Origin of the sequence: Streptomyces gelaticus (genome assembly GCF_014649535.1) — a bacterium.
Lineage (GTDB): Bacteria > Actinomycetota > Actinomycetes > Streptomycetales > Streptomycetaceae > Streptomyces > Streptomyces gelaticus.
This window is the reverse complement of sequence record NZ_BMTF01000028.1, coordinates 1-19,232: the sequence shown is the minus strand read 5'-3', so window position 1 is coordinate 19,232 and position 19,232 is coordinate 1. Positions and strand designations below refer to the sequence as shown.

Sequence of the window (19,232 nt, the reverse complement as noted above, 5' to 3'; positions counted from 1 at the left end):
GCCGGCGGAACGTCGGGCTCAGGACACGATGTCCTTACGACTGAACCCCCGGAAGGCGAAGGCGAACAGGATCAGGGCATACGTCACCGAGATCGCCGCACCCTTGACCATGCCGCCCCATTCGATGCCGGGCTGGAGCGCGTCCGCCCAGGCGAACTGCCAGTGCGCGGGCAGGAATTCGCGCCAGGAACCCAGCGCGGTGACGGCGTCCAGCACATTGCCGACGATGGTCAGCCCGACCGCGCCGCCGACCGCGCCCAGCGGGGCGTCGGTCTTCGTGGACAGCCAGAACGCCAGCCCGGCGGTGACCAGTTGGGACACGAAGACGAACGCGACGACGAGTGCGAGCCGCGGCACGGTCTCCGAGGCGGCGAGCGCTCCCCCGGTGGGCAGTTCGAGCGGCCCCCAGCCGTAGGCGACGGCTCCCGCGGCCAGTGCGACGAGCGGCAGCAGCACCATCGCGGCCAGGCTGAAACCGAGCGCCACGACGAGCTTGCTCCACAGCAGCCTGGCCCGCGGCACCGGCGCCGCCAGCAGATAGCGCAGCGACGACCAGCTCGCCTCGGAGGCGACGGTGTCCCCGCAGAACAGTGCGACCGGGACCACGAGCAGGAACCCGGCGGAGACGAACAGGCAGGTCGCGGCGAAGTTCGCGGCGGAGGCGGTCGCGGTGTCCATCAGGGTGATCCGGTCGCTGCCGCCGCCCCGCGAGTCCGGGGTGCCGCCGATCGCGAACGCGATGATCAGGACGAACGGCAGCGCGGCCAGCACCCCGCCCATGAGCAGGGTGCGGCGCCTGCGCAGCTGGCGTACCGCCTCGACGCGCAGCGGCAGGGTGTGCCGGGCCCGGTAGCCGGGGGCTTCGGCGCTCCCGGCGAGGTCGACTGCGGCACTCATGCGGAGCCTCCGGAGATCAGGGTGAGGAACGCGTCCTCCAGGCGGCGGTGCGGTCCGACACCGGTCAACGGCACGTCCAGCCGGACGAGTTCAGCGATCAGTCCGGCCGGGGTGGCGCCGTCGAGCCGGACCAGCAGCCCGAGGCCGTCACCGGTGCGGGCCGCCGAGCCGATCCCCGCCAGTGCGGCGATCTTCTCCACGAGCGGTTCGGCGACCTCCTGCGCGGTGGTGACGAGCAGCATGTCACCGGAGCCGGTGATCTCGGCGACCGGGCCGGCCTGGACGAGCCGGCCGCGGTCCATGACCACGAGGTGGGTGCAGGACTGCTCGACCTCGGAGAGCAGATGGCTGGAGACGATGACGGTCCGGCCCCCGGCCGCGTAACGGATCATCACGTCACGCATCTCGCGGATCTGGGGCGGGTCGAGGCCGTTGGTCGGTTCGTCGAGGATGAGCAGGTCCGGCAGGCCGAGCATGGCCTGGGCGATGGCGAGACGCTGCCGCATGCCCTGCGAGTACGTGCGGACGGCGCGGGCCAGTGCGTCGCCGAGCCCGGCGATCTCCAGTGCCTCCGCCAGGTGCGCGTCCTCGACGGGGCGCCCGGTGGCTTGCCAGTACAGCTCCAGGTTGGCGCGCCCGGACAGGTGCGGCAGGAATCCGGCGCCCTCGACGAACGAACCGACCCGGGACAGCACCGGGGCGCCCGGCCGGATGGCCTGTCCGAAGACCCGGATCTCGCCGTCGTCGGGGGTGATGAGCCCCATCAGCATGCGCAGCGTCGTGGTCTTGCCCGCGCCGTTGGGCCCGAGGAGGCCGAGCACCTGTCCCTTCTCGACCCGGAAGGACAGGTCCTGCACGGCGTACCGGTCGGTGGACCCGGCGTACTTCTTGGCCAGGCCGGTGATCTGGAGGGGCACGCCGGCGAGCGCCGGGTCGGGGGCGGGCGTGGCGGTGCGGCGGCGCGCGGTGAGCAGCAGCAGGGCGGCGATCACCGCGGCGGCGGCCGGGAGCCCCCAGGTCCACCGGGGCAGGCCGGCCGGTGCGGTCCTCAGGCCGGGGGCGGTGGGGACGGTCAGCGGGCCGGCGGGGGTCACGGTGTACGTCGTCGGCTCGGCCGGGGAGGCGTAGCCGAGGTCGGTGGCGGAGAGGACGAGGCGGAGCCGGTGCCCCGCGTCGAACCGGTGGTCGATGGCGGGGAGGGTCAGCACGACCGGCTCGCCCTGCCGGTCCGGGGTGATCCGGAAGGGGGCGACCAGCTGGGCGGGCAGCAGCTGCTGCTTGCCGTCCGGGGACACGTCGTACACCTTGCCGAACAGCACCGCGTCGCCCCGCCCGGCCTCGACGTCGACCCGGACGGCCGGTGAGCCGGTGATGTCCAGCGGCTCGTCCAGCGGTGCCGAGTCGAAGCGGGCGTGCTGTCCGGGGAAGTCGATCGAGAGCCCGACGCCGAGGGACGAGAGCCGGGCGAGGCCGACGCCGGCCCCGGGCACGGCGGAGATGGCGGGCGGGCCCGCCCCGGCGGGGTTGCGGAACGTCTGCGTACGACGGCCCAGCTCGACGCTCCGTGCGCCGCTGCTCAGTCCGGGGTACGTATCGCTGCTCGCCCCGCGCGTGAGGGCGGCTCCGTCGGTGGAGTCGATGCCTCCGGTGCGGGTGACGCGGAAGCCGGGCCCGGTGCCGGTGCCCTTGTCCTCCTTGAGATACCGGTCGAACCAGTCGCCGATCCGCCGCTGGACCCGGTCGGTCTCCAGGTCGCCGCCGTCGTGCCCGCCGGCGATCCAGTCGACGGCGACGGGTGCGCCGTTGCCGCTGATGGCCTCGGCCATGGCGTCGGCCTGGCCGAGCGGGAAGAGGGAGTCGGACTGTCCCTGCACGATGAGCGCGGGCACCCTGATGCGGTCGGCGACGGCGCTCGGCGAACGTTCGGTCAGCAGCGCACGCGCGGCGGCGTCCGGCTCTCCGCCGACAGCGACCCGTTCGTACATCTCGCAGAGCCGCTTCTCGAACTTCTGGCAGCCGCCGCCGGTGGTGACGAAGATCCCGGCCCAGAGCTTCTTGAACACCCCGCCGGGGAACAGTGCGTCGGCGAGGTTCCAGTACGTGATCTGTGGTGCGACGGCGTCGACGCGTTCGTCGTATCCGGCCGCGAGGAGCGAGACGGCCCCGCCGTAGGAGGCTCCGGTGATCCCGACGCGTGGGTCGCCCTCGGCGTCGAGCCGCACCTCGGGCCGGCCCGCGAGCCAGTCGATCAGCCGGGACACGTCCTTGACCTCGCGGTCGGGGTCGTTGAGCCCGATGTCGCCGCCCGACTTCCCGAATCCGCGGGCGGACCAGGTCAGCACGGCGTACCCGGAACGGGCCAGCCGCTCGGCCTGTGCCCGCACATCGTCCTTGCTGCCGCCGAAGCCGTGCCCGATCAGCACGGCGGGCCGGCGCCCGCCGCCACCGGCGGTGAAGTACGAGGTGTCGATGGACACCCCGTCGGCCTTCATCGTCCGGTCCTGGCGGTGCACCGCGGGCCCGCCGCCGTCGGCCGCGGCGTTCCAGGTGCCGGCACCGGCCAGCACGGCGAGCGCCGCCAGGCCCGCGGCCCACCGGCCGCGCCGGCGGGGCAGCAGGCGCCGCCACCGGGGCGTACGCGCGAGAGGGGTCTCCATGGTTGTCGACCCTAAGCGGACCGCCGCCGTGCGCGGGCAGCCCCCGGGGTGAACTCTCCGGCCTCCTCGCGGAGTACCGCGCTCCCCGCCGTACTCCGTTCGCGGTATGCCGGGTCGTTCGCATGCGGCGGGCCGCCGGACACCGGGTGGCTCACATGGTGTTGACGATGAGGCCGATGTGGGTGAAGTAGTTGAGCCCGCCGAAGAGCAGGAACGCCAGACCGGCCAGGCCCCAGACGACGCCGATCACCGGAGCCATCCAGCTCGACGGCCGGCGCAGCACGAACGGGAACAGCACCGCGCCGATGCCCACCAGGACGTAGAGCCCGGACATGAAGCTCGCCTCCAGGATCGGCCACTGCGCGAACTCGCCCGAGACGGGTTCCTCGGGCGGTGCGGCGAAAAGGGTGTACTTCCAGCCCGCGGCGGCGATGCCGAAGCAGGCGAGCCCGAGACCGAACACGAAGACGGAGATGGGCATGGCGGTGCGGGCCGACCTGGCGATGCGGTCCGCGCTGTTGAGTCCGGCTCCGCGTCTCCAGAGGTAGAAGGAGGCGGCGAAGAGGAAGACACCGAAGGCGAGCGCCGGTTCACCGAAGATGATGTTGTCGAACGGGAAGCCCTGTCCGGCGAGTGGCCAGGTCAGGGTCATGTGGAGGCCCGTGGTGACCAGGATGAAGCCGAGGGCCCCGAACGCGAGGACCCAGCCCTCGGGGTTGATGGTGTGTCCGGACGTGAGGACCTGGCGCCCCAGCGCCACCACGAGCAGCAGCCCCGCGCCGGCGGCCACCGACATGATCGTGTTGTACGTCGGCATCCTGGCCCAGTCGATCTTCAGGCCGGATGCCGCCAGGGGGATGACATGGTGAATCATCTCGGGAGCGTATCGGCGTAAATGCCCTCGATGCGGCATTTGACCGATCGTCCGGGCCGACGGGGCGGCGTCCGGCCAGGACCTTGGGGGTCTTGTCATGGACACCCAGTCACGGTCTACTCGCATAGACCGATGCGATCGCCCCCTCCACAGCTCACCGGATGCCGGTGGTCGTCTCGCCCTTCCCGTAGTGCTCCAACTGTCGGCAGGAGAGCTCCCCTTGAGTACATCCACACCGCTGCGCACGGCCCTGATCGGCGTCACCCTGGCCGCCACCGCCCTGATCCCGCTCCAGGGCACCGCGCTGGCAGCACCGACCGGAACGAACACGGCTGCCACCGCCACCGCCTCCTCGGTCTCCTTCTCCTCCTCGGTCTCCGGCATCGAGGACGCCACCGCGCTCGCCCTCGCCCGGTCCTTGGCCGATCCGGACTGGAGCAGAGAGGTCCGCAGAGCCGCCCTGGCGGCGGATTCGGTCGGCCTCGGCAAGCTGACCGGCGACGCCGCCGCCCCGGCCGGCCGGAAGCTCGCCGCCGGGATCACCGCGGCCGACCGGGGCGTCGCCGCCGCCAAGGGCCTGGGCAGCGGCGCGGGTTCGCTGCTGCGGCTCGGCCTGGCGGACGCGTCGATGCAAAGCCGGCTCGCCTCGGGCACGGCCCCGCTGGTGGCCGCCGCTCCGTCGGACGACGGCGGCTCGGCCTTCACCGCGTACGACAGCAGGGGCGCGGCCCACGAGCTGTCCCTGGACAGCGTCCCCGACCGGCCCGTCTACCTCGTCGACATCGATGGCGCGAAGGCCGTCGCCGAGGGGCTGAAGGTCATCGACAAGGCCCTGGAGTCCAGGGGCCTGAGCGTCGCCGCACCGGCCGCCGGGACCAGCACCCAGGCCGCCGCGGGCATCGACACCACCCGGATCGACTCGGTGCGGATCGGCGACGTCAAGGAGCCGTTCTTCAAGGGCGACGCCGAGATCTTCACGCTCGTCACGGGCTTCGGCAAGGACGGCAAACCGCGCGTCGACACCGTCGAGATGCCCTATCTGAACGAGGAGGACACGACCTGCTACCCGGGCCAGGTCCTCGTGAACTGGTCCAACTACAAGTACGACCTGGCCGACGCGGTCATGATGGAGGACGACGGGGACACCAACTACCAGGCCCTGGCCAAGGCCATCGCCACGGTCCTGCTCACCATCACCGACCAGGGCGCGTACATCCCCCTGGCCGACGCGCTGCTCGACGCCATCCCCACCAGCTGGTGGACCGACGACCCGGACTATGTCGACTCCTGGTACACCCTCGCCAGGAGCAGCAGCGGCACGCGCAACGGAGCCGCGGGCAACGGCTGGATGACCGTCTCGCCGTACCACGTGCCGGAGCTCTGACCACCCGCGCCCCGACGCGCCGGAGCATGCGCGGAGCGCGACGCCGCGCATGCGCCCGGGGCCAGACTGCCGCCCGTGCCGGAAGAGCGGGACGCTTTCAACGAGGCGCTGCTCTCCACCGTGGGCACTCCCGAGCAGACCGAACTTCTGGACAGCAGTCCGCGGTCACGGGTGTGGCGGGTGCGGCCGGCCGGCCGGCAGCTGCTGATCGTCAAGCAGATCACCGACGGCGGGGACACGGGCGGGAACGATGCATGACGCTGGGCTGATCGTTCGGTGCTGACCAGCCGCCCGGTGCCCGCCTGTCTGCTTCTTGGCCGACAGGCGCCTTCCCGCTGGTCAGGCCGCCCCCCGCGCCGGGAGCGGGACGCCGCCCGGCGGGTACGGCGTCTCCACGGGCAGGAGTGCCGCCGCGTCGTCGAGCCGTCCCTCACGCACCAGGCCGTGGATCTGCCGGGCGAGCGGAGTGACGTCGCGGATCGACACCGTCCATTCGTCCGCGTACCGCCGGGACGCCTCGCCGGAGAGCCCCAGCTGGAGCGAGCGGTACGGCAACCGGTTCAGGCGCAGGTCGCGCTCGGGGTCCCACTGGACGCGGGCCGGGGCACGGCGCAGGTTCCGCTGCCAGGTCGCGCGGTCCGGGTGGACTCCCCTGACGTAGTGCGAGAGTTCGGCATGCTCCAGGGCCCAGTCGAAGCCCTCGCGGGTGATCTCGACGGCCAGCACGGTCTCCTGACCCTCCTTCAGCCCCCAGCCGCAGCGGTACATCATCCACAGGAAGCTCGGCTTGATCCATGTCATGCGGTCACGCTTCCAGGCTTCGGGGAAGCGCCCGTCACGGACGGCGGGAAGACCGAGGGAGGGGGTGTACGCCTGATACACGGTGACGGTGGTGCCGGTGTGCTGGGCGCGGATCTCGTACTGCGGCCTGGTCGGAGCGGTCATGGCCCCATCAGAACACCGGCCCACCGGGCGCGGCGAACGGTTTACGGCGTACCGGAGTCCAGGGCTCCGCAGGATGGTGAACAGGCCTGGCACCGACGGGCACTGACATTCGTCATACGGAGCCCGGTACACGCGGCTCTGCCGGGCACCGGGCCCCGGCGGCCAGTCTGTACGTATCGAGAGCGGGGCCGCGAAGGCTCCCGCCGATACGGGAGGAACCCCTCATGACCAGCCCGGCCGCCACCGTCACCGCCCCGGTCGCAGATGCTCCGGCCGCCCCCGCTCCGTACGCGCCGCGCAAGGCTCTGCTGGACAGCATGGCGCCGCTGCTCGTGGATGTGGGGGTGCCGCTCGTCTCGTACTACGCGCTGAAGGCGGCGGGTCTGAGCACCTTCGCCGCGCTGGCCTGGAGCAGTGTGCTGCCGGCCGTGCGCACCGTGTGGAGCGTGGTGCGCGAGCGGCGGCTCAACGGGCTGGCGGCGCTGATGGTGTCGGTCAACGCGGTCAGCCTGCTGACGAGTCTGGCGGTCGGGGATCCGCGGCTGATGCTCGCCAAGGACAGCGGGGTGAGCAGCATCATCGGGCTCGTCGTCCTGGTGGCCGCGCTGAAGGGGCAGCCGATGATGAGCGCGGGGGTGCGGCCCGTGCTGGTCAAGGGGGACGCGGCCAAGGACGCCGCCTGGCAGCGGCTCTCGGCCGGCTCGGCGGCGTTCCGGCAGGCGGAGATCCGGTTCTCGGCGGTGTGGGGTGCGGCGCTGCTGGGCGAGTGCGTGGTGCGGGCCGTGGGCGCGTACACGGTGCCGGTGGAGACGATGGTGTGGCTCGGCACGGTGATCACGTCGGCGACGATGGTGCTCGCGTTCCTGGTCTCGGGGCGGATGGGCGCGGTCCCGATGGAGCGGATGATCGCCGAGGAGGTCGAGGCGGGGCAGGCGGCGCGGACCGCGCTCTGACCGGACCTGGGTACCCGCTCGATTACCCCGGAGGTAATTGAGCGGGCACCCCCCGTGTTCCTACCGTTCCCGTACAGCCATGCGATCCCCTGTGCGGCCGCATGACAACGGAAGGAAGACCTCATGATGTCGTCCCAGAACGCCAGTGCAGTCCGGCCGGCGGACACCGCCCGCTCCGACCGTCTGCTCCGGTTCGCCCTCGTCGCGGACGTGGTCCTCACCGGGGCGAACGGCATCGGCTACCTCGTGCTCGCCACGGTCCTGGACCCGTTCCTCGGAGTGCCGCGCTCGGTGCAGTACCCGGTGGGAGTGTTCCTCACGGTGTACGCCCTGTGGGTGCTGACCGTCGCCCGCCGGGAGGAGATCGGCCGCGGCGCGGTCGGCGTGATCATCGCCCTGAACACGGCGTGGGCGGTGGCCGGTGTGGTGGCCGTGGCCGTGGACGCGCTGACCGCCACGGGCGCGGGCAACGTGTGGATCGTGTTCCAGGCCCTCACGGTCGCGGGGATGGCCGGACTCCAGTACATGGGGCTGCGGCGGCTGTGAGGAGCACGGCGACGGCCCGTACGGATGCGCGGTGCATCCGTACGGGCCGTCGGGCCGGGACGCTGATCAGTGGTTGCGGGGGAAGCCCAGGTCCACGCCCGCCGGGGCGTCGGCCGGGTCCGGCCAGCGGGTGGTGACGACCTTGCCGCGGGTGTAGAAGTGCACGCCGTCGTTGCCGTAGATGTGGTGGTCGCCGAAGAGGGAGTCCTTCCAGCCACCGAAGGAGTGGTAGCCCACCGGCACCGGGATCGGCACGTTGACGCCGACCATGCCGGCCTCGATCTCCAGCTGGAAACGGCGGGCGGCGCCGCCGTCGCGGGTGAAGATCGCGGTGCCGTTGCCGAACGGCGAGGCGTTCATGAGGGCGACGCCCTCCTCGTAGGTCTCGGTGCGCAGCACGCACAGGACCGGGCCGAAGATCTCGTCCTTGTACGCGTCCGAGTCGGTGGACACGTTGTCGAGGAGGGAGAGGCCGATCCAGTGGCCGTCCTCGAAGCCCTCGACGGTGAAGCCGGTGCCGTCCAGGACGACGTCGGCGCCCTGGGCCGCGGCGCCCGTGACGTAGGAGGCGACCTTGTCGCGGTGGGCGGCGGTGATCAGCGGGCCCATCTCGGAGGTCGGGTCGTTGCCGGGGCCGATCTTGATCTTCTCGGCCCGCTCCTTGATCTTCGCGACGAGCTCGTCGCCGATGGCACCGACCGCGACGACCGCGGAGATCGCCATGCAGCGCTCACCGGCGGAGCCGTACGCGGCGGAGACGGCGGCGTCGGCCGCGGCGTCGAGGTCCGCGTCCGGCAGCACCAGCATGTGGTTCTTCGCGCCGCCGAGTGCCTGGACGCGCTTGCCGTTGGCGGTGGCGGTCGTGTGGATGTAGCGGGCGATCGGGGTGGAGCCCACGAAGGAGACGGCGGCGACGTCCGGGTGGTTCAGCAGCCCGTCGACGGCGACCTTGTCACCGTGCAGGACGTTCAGCACACCGTCCGGCAGACCGGCCTCGGCGGCCAGCTCGGCCAGCAGGTTGGCGGCCGACGGGTCCTTCTCGCTGGGCTTGAGGACGAAGGTGTTCCCGCAGGCGATGGCGAGCGGGAACATCCACATCGGCACCATGGCCGGGAAGTTGAACGGGGTGATGCCCGCGACGACGCCGAGCGACTGGCGGATCGCGGAGACGTCGACCCGGCTGGAGACCTGGGTGGACAGCTCGCCCTTGAGCTGGGTGGTGATGCCGCAGGCCAGCTCGACGATCTCCAGGCCGCGGGCGACCTCGCCCAGCGCGTCCGAGTGCACCTTGCCGTGCTCGGCGGTGATCAGCGCGGCGATCTCGTCGCGGTGGGCGTCCAGCAGCGCGCGGTAGCGGAAGAGGATCGCGGTGCGGGTGGCCAGCGAGGACGTGCCCCAGGTGGCGTAGGCGTCCTTGGCGGCGGCGACCGCGGCGTCGACCTCTTCGAGGGAGGCGAGCGCGACCTGGGTGGTGACGGCGCCGGTGGCCGGGTCGGTGACCGGGCCGTAGTTGCCCGACGCGCCCTCGACGGTCTTGCCACCGATCCAGTGGTTGACGGTCTTCATGACAGAACTCCTTCAGAGGTGGTGGCGTCGGTCGGCGACGTGGCGCTCGTACTCTTCCCGGGCTTTCACGGCCGACGGCCGGGCGGCCGTTTCGGCTACGGGAACATCCCACCACGCCTGTGCCGGAGGGGGGCCCGACACAGTGTCTGCCGTTTCGGTCTCGACGTAGACACAAGTGGGACGGTCCGCCGCGCGCGCCTCGGCGAGGGCTTCGCGCAGGTCACGCACGGTCTTGGCGCGCAGCACCCGCATGCCGAGCGACCCGGCGTTGGCCGCGAGATCGACGGGGAGCGGAGGGCCGGTGAACGAGCCGTCCGCGGCGCGGTGCCGGTAGGCGGTGCCGAGGCGTTCGGCGCCGACCTGCTCGGAGAGGCCGCCGATGGAGGCGTAGCCGTGGTTCTGGAGGACGACCAGTTTCACGGGGAGTTCCTGCTGCACCGCGGTGACGATCTCGGTGGGATTCATCAGATACGTGCCGTCGCCGACGAGCGCCCAGACGGGCCGTCCGGGGGCGGCCAGCTGGACGCCGATCGCGGCCGGGATCTCGTAGCCCATGCAGGAGTAGCCGTACTCCACGTGGTACTGCTGCGGGGAGCGGGCCCGCCAGAGCTTGTGCAGGTCGCCGGGGAGCGAGCCGGCCGCGTTGATCAGGATGTCGTCCTCGGTGACGAGGGCGTCGAGGAGGCCGAGGACCTGGGCCTGGGTGGGCCGGGCGTGCGGGTCGTCGGCGGTGAACGCGGTGGTGACGCGCTGCTCCCACCGCTCCTTGGCGTCGGTGTACTCCGTCTCGTACGCGGGGTCGACGCGGTGGCCACGGGCGGCGAGCGCGGCGGTGAGGGCTTCGAGGGCGGCGCGGGCGTCGGCGACGAGCGGGAGGGCGCCGAGCTTGTGGGCGTCGAAGCCGGTGATGTTGACGTTGAGGAAGCGGACCGCCGGGTTCGAGAAGAGCGTGGCGGAGGCGGTGGTGAAGTCGGAGTAGCGGGTGCCGATGCCGATGACCAGGTCTGCGGTGCGGGCCAGCTCGTCGGCGGTCGCGGTGCCGGTGTGGCCGATGCCGCCGACGTCGGCGGGGTGGTCGTGGCGCAGCGAGCCCTTGCCGGCCTGGGTGGAGGCGACGGGGATGCGGGTGGCGGCGGCGAACGCGGCGAGGGTCTCCTCGGCGGCGCTGTGGTGGATCCCGCCGCCCGCCACGATCAGCGGCCGGCGAGCGGTGCGCACCGCCCGTACCGCCCGGTCGAGTTCGTACGGATCGGGGGCGGGGCGGCGTACGTACCAGACGCGCTCGGCCAAGAACTCCTCCGGCCAGTCGTACGCCTGGGCCTGCACGTCCTGCGGCAGCGCGAGCGTCACGGCGCCGGTCTCCGCCGGGTCGGTCAGGGTCCGCATGGCCTGGAGGGCGGCCGGGACCAGGGCCTCGGGGCGGGTGATCCGGTCGAAGTAGCGGGAGACGGGGCGCAGGCAGTCGTTGACGGAGACGTCGCCGGCGGCCGGGACCTCCAGTTGCTGGAGCACGGGGTCGGCGGGCCGGGCCGCGAAGGTGTCCCCGGGCAGGAGGAGGACGGGGAGGCGGTTGACGGTGGCGAGGGCGGCGCCGGTGACGAGGTTGGTGGCGCCGGGGCCGATGGAGGTGGTGACGGCGTGCGCGGAGAGCCGGCCCGACTGGCGGGCGTAGCCGACGGCGGCGTGCACCATGGCCTGTTCGTTGCGGCCCTGGAGGTAGGGCATCGTACGGCCGGACTCGACGAGGGCCTGGCCGATCCCGGCGACGTTGCCGTGGCCGAAGATGCCCCAGGTGGCACCGATCAGGCGCCGGCGGCGGCCGTCGCGCTCGGTGTACTGGCGGGACAGGAAGGTCATCAGGGCCTGTGCCGTGGTGAGGTGACGGGTACTCATGGGCGTGCCTCCGTCCGGTGGAAGGGGAGTCTGGGGTCCACCGGCTGCGCGGGCCAGGTGTCGCGGATCCAGCGGTGGTCGGGGTGGTCGGTGATCAGCCACTCCCGCTGCTCCCCCGGGCCCGCCATCACATTGAGGTAGTAGAGGGTGCGGCCGGGCGGGGCGATGGAGGGGCCGTGCCAGCCGTCGGGGATCAGGACCGCGTCGCCGTCGCGGATCTCGGCGAGGACGTCGGTGCCGCCGTCCCGGGACGGCGAGACCCGGTGGTAGCCGAGGCCGCCGTGCTCCACCTCGAAGTAGTAGATCTCCTCCAGCACGGACTCGGCTCCGGGGCGGTGCTCGTCGTGCTTGTGCGGCGGGTAGGACGACCAGTTGCCGCCGGGGGTGAGGACCTCGACGGCGATCAGCCGGTCGCATACGAAGGTGTCGGCGGCGGCGAAGTTGTTGACCTGGCGGGAGCAGTTGCCGGAGCCGCGCAGCTCGACGGGTACCTCCGGCGCGGGGCCGTAGCGAGCGGGGAGTCGTCGCTCGCACTTCGCTCCTGCCAGGGCGAAGCGGCCTCCAGCGCCGGAGGCGATCTGTGCCCGGGTGTCACGCGGTACATAGGCGAAGTCGGATACCCCGCTGAACACGCTTTCCCGGCCCAGCAGTTCAAAGATCTCACCCGAGGAGTGCACCGTACAGCCACCGGTCAACGGCAGAACGATCCACTCGCTCTCCCCGGTGACGAGCGTGTGGACTCCACCGGGTGCGAGCTCCAGCACCCGCAGGCTCGATCGGTCCCAGCCGGCCCGCTCCGGGTCGATGTCGAGGGTGTACGGGCCGCTCGCCGTGCTCCCGGCCTTCAGGTGGTACCGCGATCCGTCGTCGCCCGTCGTCATGCTCCCGGCTTCCTCTCTCCCGGAGCCGGCTCTCTGTGCCCCGCCCCTCCCTGGTCCGTTGTTCTCTGGTCCGTTGTTCTCTGGTCCGTTGTTCTCTGGTCCGTTGTTCTCGGCTCCAGCAGCGAAACAGCCGTGTCGACGGCCGCGGCCACCTCTCCGTCGGCCGGATAGAGCAGCGAGCGCCCCACCACCAGTCCCTGGACGGTCGGCAGCCGCAGCGCCGTGCGCCATTTCTCGAACGCCCCGTCCAGGTCGTCGCCCACCTCTCCGCCCAGCAGCACGGCGGGCAGCGTCGACGCCTCCATCACCCGGGCCATGTCGTCGGGGTTCTCGGTGACGGGGACCTTGAGCCAGGTGTACGCGGATGTCCCGGCCAGCCCGGACGCGATGGCGATCGAGGTGGTGACCGCCTCGGCGCCGAGGTCGTTGCGGACCCGGCCGTCGGTGCGGCGGCAGAGGAAGGGTTCGACGAAGACCGGCAGCCGGTGCGCTGCCATGGCGTCGATGGCGCGGGCGGTGGCGTGCATGGTGTCGAGCGAGCCGGGGTCGTCGTAGTCGATGCGGAGCAGCAGCTTGCCGGCGTCGAAGCGGAGGCGGGCGAGGTCCTCGGGTCGGTGGCCGGTGAAGCGGTCGTCGAGTTCGAAGGCCGCGCCCGCGAGTCCGCCGCGATTCATCGAGCCGATGACGACCTTGTTCTCCAGCGCGCCGAGGAGCAGCAGGTCGTCGAGGATGTCGGCGGTGGCGAGCACCCCGTCGACGCCGGGCCGGGAGAGGGCCAGCCGGAGCCGTTCCAGCAGCTCGAAGCGGTTGGCCATGGCCAGTGCGCGGTGGCCGACGGCGAGGGAGCCGCGGGCCGGATGGTCCGCCGCGATGATCATCAGCCGTCCGCCGCGGCCGACCAGGGGGCGTCTGCGGCGTCGCGCGGCGGCTTCGGCGACGGCCTCGGGGTGGCGCATGCGCAACTGGACGAGTTCGGAGACGGAGGAGGCCGGGGGCGTCATGGAGTGGCTCCGGTGGGGCGGGAGGTGACGGCGCCTTCGGTCAGGGCCGCTTCGACTTCGTACGGGAACGGCATGGCGGACGAGCAGGCGAGCCGGGAGGCGACGATGGCCCCCGCCGCGTTGGCGTACCGCATGATGCGCCCGGTCTCCCAGCCCGCGAGGAGCCCGTGGCAGAGCGCCCCGCCGAAGGCGTCGCCGGCGCCGAGGCCGTTGACCACCTCGACGGGCAGCGGCGGCACTTCGGCCACCGCGCCGTCGCGGTGGACGGCGAGCACGCCCCCGGGTCCTTGCTTGACGACGGCGAGTTCGGCGCCCGCGCCGATCAGGGCGCGGGCGGCCGCGTGCGGTTCGCGCTCGCCGGTCGCGATCTCGCACTCGTCGAGGTTGCCGACGGCGACGGTGGCGAGGGCGAGGGCCTCCCGGTAGCGGGCGGCGGGGGCGTTCTCCGGTGCGTCGTCCGCGGTGTCCCAGAACATCGGGCGCCAGTCGAGGTCGAAGACGGTGACGGAGCGGCGGTCGCGGGCGCGCAGTGCGGCGAGGGTCGCGGTCCGGCTCGGTTCGGCGCACAGCCCGGTTCCGGTCATCCAGAAGACCCGGGCGGACCGGATCGCTTCGAGGTCAAGTTCCCAGGTGTGGATCTCCAGATCGGGGGCCTTGGGCTGCCGGTAGAAGTAGAGGGGGAAGTCGTCGGGCGGGAAGATCTCGCAGAAGGTGACCGGCGTCGGATACGCGTCGACGGGCGTCACCCACCGGTCGTCCACGCCGAACTCCCGCAGTTGGTGGTGGAGATACTCCCCGAAGGCGTCCCGGCCCGTCCGTGTCACCACCGCCGTCCGCCTCCCGAGCCGGGCCGCGGCGACGGCGACATTGGACGGCGAGCCGCCGAGGAACTTCCCGAAGGTGTCGACCCGGGCCAGGGGCAGACCGGTCTGGAGAGGGTAGAGATCCACACCGATGCGGCCCATGGTGATGACGTCGTACCGCTCAGGCATGACCGTCCCTTCGACCGCCGTCCGGGGTGACTGCCCCCAGGTCTAGCCCTCCCCCGGAACCCTGTCAATGCTTTGTCCGGACATAAGGACGAATGATTGACACCCGCCCCTCCGGCCGGAAGTCTGGACGCCATGACCTCCTCCGCAGGGGCCCCGGCCCGTATCCGTATCGGTTCGGCACCCGACTCGTGGGGGGTGTGGTTCCCCGACGATCCGCGCCAGGTGCCCTGGCAGCGCTTCCTCGACGAGGTCTCCGCGGCGGGTTACGAGTGGATCGAGCTCGGCCCGTACGGCTACCTCCCGACCGACCCGGCCCGCCTCTCCGACGAGACCCGCCGCCGCGGGCTGTCGGTCTCCGCCGGGACCGTTTTCACCGGATTGCACCACGGACCGGATGTCTGGGAACGGACCTGGGCGCATGTCGCCGGCATCGCGGCACTCACCCGGGCGATGGGCGCCGGGCATCTGGTGGTCATCCCCTCGTTCTGGCGCGACGACAGGACGGGCGAGGTGCTGGAGGACCGCGATCTCACGGCTGAGCAGTGGCGCCACCTCACGACCCAGACGGAGCGGCTGGGGCGCGAGGTGCGGGACCGCTTCGGGCTGCGCGTCGTCGTCCATCCGCACGCCGACACCCATATCGACACCGAGGAGAACGTGAGCCGCTTCCTCGACGCCACCGATCCGGACCTCGTCTCGCTCTGCCTGGACACCGGGCACTACGCCTACTGCGGCGGCGACAGCGTCGAGCTGATCGAGACCTACGGCGAACGGATCGGCTATCTGCACCTCAAGCAGGTCGATCCGGCGGTCCTGGCCCAAGTCGTGGCGGACGAGGTGCCGTTCGGTCCGGCCGTGGCGCGCGGGGTGATGTGCGAGCCGCCGGGCGGGGTGCCCGCGCTGGAACCCGTGCTGGCCGCCGCCCGCGCGCTGGACGTCGATCTGTTCGCCGTCGTCGAGCAGGACATGTACCCGTGCCCGCCCGACAAGCCCCTCCCCATCGCCCGCCGCACCCGGGAGTTCCTCCGCTCCTGCGGGGGCCCGGGGCGCCCGGACACGCCGACCGGCCCGGAGAAGTGACGTAGCGGCACCGTGCGGTGTTGTCCTCGGTGAGAAGTCGGGGGGCGCGGCCCCGGTCGCGCCCCGCCGCCGTACGCCACATCACCGCACAAGGAGCAGCTCACCATGATCCGAAAGATGTCCGCGTCCCGCAGGACGACCGCATCCCGGGCGTCGGCCGCGGCCGCCCTGGCCACGGTCTCCCTGGCCGTCGCCCTCGCCTCCGCGCCGGGGGCCTCGGCCGACGAGAGCAACCCGGTGCCGCCGCCCGGCTCCAGCCCGGTCTGCGCCTTCTACGACGGAGACCGGGCGACCTCCTTCGGCGAGCGGGGCGACCGGGTCTCCCAGGCGCAGTGCCTGCTGGCCAACCGTCACTATCTGCGCTGGTCCGCGGTGGACGGGACGTTCGGGCCCGAGACGCTCGTCGCCGTGCAGCGCTTCCAGGCGGACCACCCGCCGCTCCTGCCGGACGGCCGCGTCACCCCGGCCACCTGGTGGGCGCTCTGGCACTCGGGGCCGAACCAGGTGACCCCGCTGCCCTTCCCGTAGCCCGCCCTTCCCGCGATCCGCCCTCCTTTCCGGCCCCGTACGGCGGCGAGTACCCCGTACGGGGCAGCCCTCGCCCGAATGCCCCACGACGCCACACACCATAGGATTCGGACAAATTAGGAGATATGTACGAGACATAGAGGGAGTCCACGTGAACCGGCACAGCGAGCCCGGCGGCCCGTCACCCGCCGCCCCTTCCGCCCCGCCGCACCCACAGGGCCCGCCCGCCCCGCAGCAGCCACGTCCCGGACTCTGGAAGCGGTGCCTGTGGGGCGGCATCGCGCTCTGGCTGCTGACCGCGGTCGTCACGTACGCCACCCGCAACACCAACCTGCTGCCGACCCTCATCCTGCTGGGCAGCTTCCTGGTTCCCGCCGTCTTCGCCCTGTGGGCGTACGAACGGCACGGCCGCGACCTCGGCGTGAACCTCATCCTCGGCTGCTTCCTGACGGGCGGAATCCTGGGCGTGCTCGGCGCCTCCGTCATGGAGTCCTATCTGCTGCATCCGTCCGTCTGGATATTCCTGGGCGTCGGCCTGATCGAGGAGGCCGTGAAGCTCCTGGCGCTGATGTTCGTACTCCGCCGACACCCCGGCGTCCACGGCGTGCGGGCCGGACTGGTGCTCGGCGCGGCGGTCGGATTCGGCTTCGCCGCCTTCGAGAGCGCGGGCTACGCCTTCAACGCCGCCGTCACCATGAAGGGCATCGACCTGCGCGCCCTGCTGGAGACCGAGGTGCTGCGCGGGGTGCTCGCGCCGTTCGGGCACGGGCTCTGGACCGCGATCGCCGGTGGCGTACTCCTCTCGTTCCGGAAGCCGAACGGACGCTTCCGCTTCACCGCGCCCGTGATCGGCACCTATCTCGGCGTCGCCGTGCTGCACGCGCTCTGGGACTCGATGCACGGCATCGCGATCTGGCTGGTCGCCAGGATCACCGACACGGGACTGAGCCGTGCGCTCTTCGCCCAGGGCTACATCCTGACCCCCACCGCCGAGCAGCAGCACCTGTTCACCCTCTTCTCCGTCGGCGGCATCGTCGTGATCACGCTCGTCGCGCTCGCGTGGCTGCGGTCGTTGGCCCGCAGTGCGCGGATCTTTCGAGCAAGCGATCGGCAGGGCGCTCGCATTTATACCCCCTAGGGGTATACAGTGAATCGTGTCGGGCGCACCGGGCCCTCCCGGGTCTCCGACGCCGCAAACTTTTGTGCTCGTCGAAGAGGAGAACACCATGACCACCGAGACCCAGCTCCCCCAGGCCACCGGTTCCTGCTGCTCGCCCAGCGGCTCCTGCCACGACAGCGCGGACGCGGGTGCGCAGGCGGGCGGCGTGACCACCGTCTACCAGGTGTCCGGCATGACCTGTGGACACTGCGAGGGAGCCATCTCCGAGGAGATCTCCGGCATCGAGGGTGTCACCTCGGTGAAGGCCGTGGCCTCCACCGGCCAGGTGACCGTGGTCTCCGCGGCCCCGCTGGCCGACGAGGCCGTGCGCGCCGCGGTCGACGAGGCGGGCTACGAGCTCGTCGGCCGGGCCTGAACACCGTCGGGGCACGCCCCGATACGCCGGATGCACCGGCATCACCCCCTTTGCCGCCGGGCCGGACCGACCAGCAGATACTGGTGGGGAACGGCCCGGTCGGCATTTCAGGAGTTCGGACATGCACAGCGCCACAGAGGCCGGTACCCGGGCGGCGGAGGGCTCGACCGCTGAACTCGTGATCGGCGGCATGACCTGCGCCTCCTGCGCGGCCCGTGTCGAGAAGAAGCTCAACCGGATGGACGGCGTCACCGCCACCGTCAACTACGCGACCGAGAAGGCCAAGGTCGCCTTCGGCCCGGGGACGGGCCTCGCGGATCTGATCGCCACGGTCGAGAAGACCGGTTACACGGCGCAGCCGGTTCACCACCGACCCGAACCACCCCCGTCCGCCCCCTCGTCGGCCACCGCGTCACCGGACGCAAAGCGGCCGGCCGCGACATCGCCGGACACCACGTCACCGTCCACGACGTCACCGGAGGCGACCGGGGTTCAGCCCGAACCCGGGGGCGAGGACCCCGAAGAGCGCGACGCCGCCCGGGCCCTCGCCTCGCTGCGGCAGCGCCTGACCGTCTCGGCCCTGCTCGCCGTCCCCGTCGTCGTGCTCGCGATGGTCCCGGCGCTCCAGTTCGACTACTGGCAGTGGCTCTCGCTCGCCCTCGCCGCTCCCGTCGTCGTCTGGGGCGGGCTGCCCTTCCACCGTGCGACCTGGACCAACCTTCGGTACGGCGCGGCCACCATGGACACCCTGGTCTCGATCGGCACGCTGGCCGCCTTCGGCTGGTCCCTGTGGGCGCTCTTCCTCGGCGACGCGGGCATGACCGGGATGCGGCACGGCTTCGACGTCACCGTCTCGCGCGACGGCGCCTCGTCCACCATCTATCTGGAGGTCGCGGCCGGCGTCGTCACCTTCCTCCTGCTGGGCCGCTATCTGGAGGCGAGGTCCAAGCGGAAGGCCGGTTCCGCCCTGCGTGCGCTGATGCACCTGGGCGCGAAGGAGGCCTCCGTCCTGCGCGACGGCAGAGAGGTACGCGTCCCCGTCGCCCGGCTCGTCGTGGGCGATCTCTTCGTCGTCCGCCCCGGCGAGAAGATCGCCACCGACGGCATCGTCGTCGAGGGGGCCTCGGCCGTGGACGCCTCGATGCTCACCGGTGAGTCCGTGCCCGTGGAGGCCGGCGTCGGCGACTTCGTCACCGGGGCCACCGTGAACACCTCCGGCCGGCTCGTCGTCGAGGCCTTCCGGGTCGGCGCCGACACCCAGCTGGCCCGGATGGCGAAGCTCGTCGAGGACGCGCAGAGTGGCAAGGCGGAGGTGCAGCGCCTCGCGGACCGGATCTCCGCGGTGTTCGTGCCCGTGGTGCTGGTGATCGCGCTCGCCACCCTGGCCGTGTGGCTGCTCGTCACGGACGACGTGACCGCCGCCTTCACCGCCGCCGTGGCCGTGCTGATCATCGCCTGCCCCTGCGCCCTGGGCCTGGCCACCCCCACCGCGCTCATGGT

The 19,232-nt window shown here is 72.0% G+C and carries 17 protein-coding genes and 1 pseudogene; 9 read left to right on the top strand and 9 right to left on the bottom strand.

Features of this window, described 5'->3' with window-relative positions:
• Positions 1-18: 18 nt before the first annotated feature.
• From IE107_RS29465 to IE107_RS29455, 3 genes are all read right to left on the bottom strand, one after another.
• Positions 19-897: an ABC transporter permease gene (locus tag IE107_RS29465; RefSeq protein ID WP_189547404.1), complete on the bottom strand. Its 879-nt coding sequence runs from the start codon at positions 895-897 to the stop codon at positions 19-21.
• Positions 894-3,554, bottom strand: coding sequence for an alpha/beta fold hydrolase (locus IE107_RS29460; RefSeq protein WP_189547403.1), 2,661 nt, complete (start codon positions 3,552-3,554; stop codon positions 894-896). Before IE107_RS29460 ends, IE107_RS29465 begins: the two co-directional genes overlap by 4 nt.
• Positions 3,555-3,705: 151 nt before the next feature.
• Positions 3,706-4,428, bottom strand: coding sequence for a DUF981 family protein (locus tag IE107_RS29455; protein ID WP_189547402.1), 723 nt, complete (start codon positions 4,426-4,428; stop codon positions 3,706-3,708).
• 220 nt (positions 4,429-4,648) lie between these two features.
• Here IE107_RS29455 and IE107_RS29450 point away from each other — a divergent pair, with 220 nt between their 5' ends.
• Together IE107_RS29450 and IE107_RS29445 are read left to right on the top strand one after the other, a co-directional pair.
• Complete coding sequence (locus IE107_RS29450; protein ID WP_229867339.1) at positions 4,649-5,812, top strand: DUF3103 family protein; 1,164 nt, start codon at positions 4,649-4,651, stop codon at positions 5,810-5,812.
• 75 nt (positions 5,813-5,887) lie between these two features.
• The gene (locus IE107_RS29445) at positions 5,888-6,070 is read left to right on the top strand and encodes a hypothetical protein (protein ID WP_229867337.1); all 183 of its coding nucleotides are present in this window, start codon (positions 5,888-5,890) and stop codon (positions 6,068-6,070) included.
• Between the two features lie 81 nt (positions 6,071-6,151).
• Here IE107_RS29445 and IE107_RS29440 read toward each other — a convergent pair whose 3' ends face one another.
• A complete protein-coding gene (locus tag IE107_RS29440; protein ID WP_189547400.1) occupies positions 6,152-6,757 on the bottom strand; it encodes a DUF4291 domain-containing protein in 606 nt (201 codons plus the stop codon).
• Between the two features lie 224 nt (positions 6,758-6,981).
• Here IE107_RS29440 and IE107_RS29435 point away from each other — a divergent pair, with 224 nt between their 5' ends.
• Positions 6,982-7,710, top strand: a complete 729-nt coding sequence (locus IE107_RS29435) for a VC0807 family protein (protein WP_189547399.1) — start codon at positions 6,982-6,984, stop codon at positions 7,708-7,710.
• Positions 7,711-7,833: 123 nt separating this feature from the next.
• Entirely contained in the window at positions 7,834-8,256 is a 423-nt protein-coding gene (locus IE107_RS29430; protein WP_189547398.1) for a hypothetical protein, read from the top strand.
• A gap of 66 nt (positions 8,257-8,322) precedes the next feature.
• Here IE107_RS29430 and mmsA read toward each other — a convergent pair whose 3' ends face one another.
• The 5 genes and pseudogenes from mmsA to iolC all read right to left on the bottom strand — a co-directional run bounded on the left by mmsA (position 8,323) and on the right by iolC (position 14,589).
• A complete protein-coding gene (gene mmsA, locus IE107_RS29425) occupies positions 8,323-9,822 on the bottom strand; it encodes a CoA-acylating methylmalonate-semialdehyde dehydrogenase (protein ID WP_189547397.1) in 1,500 nt (499 codons plus the stop codon).
• A 12-nt stretch (positions 9,823-9,834) separates the two neighbouring features.
• Entirely contained in the window at positions 9,835-11,715 is a 1,881-nt protein-coding gene (gene iolD, locus IE107_RS29420; protein WP_189547396.1) for a 3D-(3,5/4)-trihydroxycyclohexane-1,2-dione acylhydrolase (decyclizing), read from the bottom strand.
• Positions 11,712-12,596, bottom strand: a complete 885-nt coding sequence (iolB, locus tag IE107_RS29415; protein ID WP_189547395.1) for a 5-deoxy-glucuronate isomerase — start codon at positions 12,594-12,596, stop codon at positions 11,712-11,714. The genes iolD and iolB overlap by 4 nt, the downstream gene beginning before the upstream one ends.
• A gap of 116 nt (positions 12,597-12,712) precedes the next feature.
• Positions 12,713-13,597 (bottom strand): annotated as a pseudogene (locus IE107_RS29410) (Cgl0159 family (beta/alpha)8-fold protein); the annotation flags it as partial.
• Positions 13,594-14,589: a 5-dehydro-2-deoxygluconokinase gene (gene iolC, locus IE107_RS29405; RefSeq protein WP_189547394.1), complete on the bottom strand. Its 996-nt coding sequence runs from the start codon at positions 14,587-14,589 to the stop codon at positions 13,594-13,596. The pseudogene IE107_RS29410 and the gene iolC, both read right to left, overlap by 4 nt.
• 132 nt (positions 14,590-14,721) lie before the next feature.
• Here iolC and IE107_RS29400 point away from each other — a divergent pair, with 132 nt between their 5' ends.
• The 5 genes from IE107_RS29400 to IE107_RS29380 all read left to right on the top strand — a co-directional run.
• Positions 14,722-15,669: a sugar phosphate isomerase/epimerase family protein gene (locus tag IE107_RS29400; protein ID WP_189547393.1), complete on the top strand. Its 948-nt coding sequence runs from the start codon at positions 14,722-14,724 to the stop codon at positions 15,667-15,669.
• 105 nt (positions 15,670-15,774) lie between these two features.
• The gene (locus IE107_RS29395; RefSeq protein WP_229867335.1) at positions 15,775-16,197 is read left to right on the top strand and encodes a peptidoglycan-binding domain-containing protein; all 423 of its coding nucleotides are present in this window, start codon (positions 15,775-15,777) and stop codon (positions 16,195-16,197) included.
• A 151-nt stretch (positions 16,198-16,348) separates the two neighbouring features.
• Positions 16,349-17,335: a PrsW family intramembrane metalloprotease gene (locus IE107_RS29390; RefSeq protein ID WP_189547392.1), complete on the top strand. Its 987-nt coding sequence runs from the start codon at positions 16,349-16,351 to the stop codon at positions 17,333-17,335.
• A gap of 88 nt (positions 17,336-17,423) precedes the next feature.
• A complete protein-coding gene (locus IE107_RS29385) occupies positions 17,424-17,732 on the top strand; it encodes a heavy-metal-associated domain-containing protein (RefSeq protein WP_189547391.1) in 309 nt (102 codons plus the stop codon).
• A 121-nt stretch (positions 17,733-17,853) separates the two neighbouring features.
• The coding region (locus tag IE107_RS29380; protein ID WP_189547390.1) for a heavy metal translocating P-type ATPase at positions 17,854-19,232 on the top strand (1,379 nt) is incomplete at its 3' end.

What these genes read in the sequence shown, in the direction of transcription:
- IE107_RS29465 (WP_189547404.1), bottom strand. Translation starts at nt 897, where the DNA reads ATGAGTGCCGCAGTCGACCTCGCCGGGAGCGCCGAAGCCCCCGGCTAC.
- IE107_RS29460 (WP_189547403.1), bottom strand. Translation starts at nt 3,554, where the DNA reads ATGGAGACCCCTCTCGCGCGTACGCCCCGGTGGCGGCGCCTGCTGCCC.
- IE107_RS29455 (WP_189547402.1), bottom strand. Translation starts at nt 4,428, where the DNA reads ATGATTCACCATGTCATCCCCCTGGCGGCATCCGGCCTGAAGATCGAC.
- IE107_RS29440 (WP_189547400.1), bottom strand. Translation starts at nt 6,757, where the DNA reads ATGACCGCTCCGACCAGGCCGCAGTACGAGATCCGCGCCCAGCACACC.
- IE107_RS29435 (WP_189547399.1), top strand. Translation starts at nt 6,982, where the DNA reads ATGACCAGCCCGGCCGCCACCGTCACCGCCCCGGTCGCAGATGCTCCG.
- IE107_RS29430 (WP_189547398.1), top strand. Translation starts at nt 7,834, where the DNA reads ATGATGTCGTCCCAGAACGCCAGTGCAGTCCGGCCGGCGGACACCGCC.
- mmsA (WP_189547397.1), bottom strand. Translation starts at nt 9,822, where the DNA reads ATGAAGACCGTCAACCACTGGATCGGTGGCAAGACCGTCGAGGGCGCG.
- iolD (WP_189547396.1), bottom strand. Translation starts at nt 11,715, where the DNA reads ATGAGTACCCGTCACCTCACCACGGCACAGGCCCTGATGACCTTCCTG.
- iolB (WP_189547395.1), bottom strand. Translation starts at nt 12,596, where the DNA reads ATGACGACGGGCGACGACGGATCGCGGTACCACCTGAAGGCCGGGAGC.
- iolC (WP_189547394.1), bottom strand. Translation starts at nt 14,589, where the DNA reads ATGCCTGAGCGGTACGACGTCATCACCATGGGCCGCATCGGTGTGGAT.
- IE107_RS29400 (WP_189547393.1), top strand. Translation starts at nt 14,722, where the DNA reads ATGACCTCCTCCGCAGGGGCCCCGGCCCGTATCCGTATCGGTTCGGCA.
- IE107_RS29395 (WP_229867335.1), top strand. Translation starts at nt 15,775, where the DNA reads ATGATCCGAAAGATGTCCGCGTCCCGCAGGACGACCGCATCCCGGGCG.
- IE107_RS29385 (WP_189547391.1), top strand. Translation starts at nt 17,424, where the DNA reads ATGACCACCGAGACCCAGCTCCCCCAGGCCACCGGTTCCTGCTGCTCG.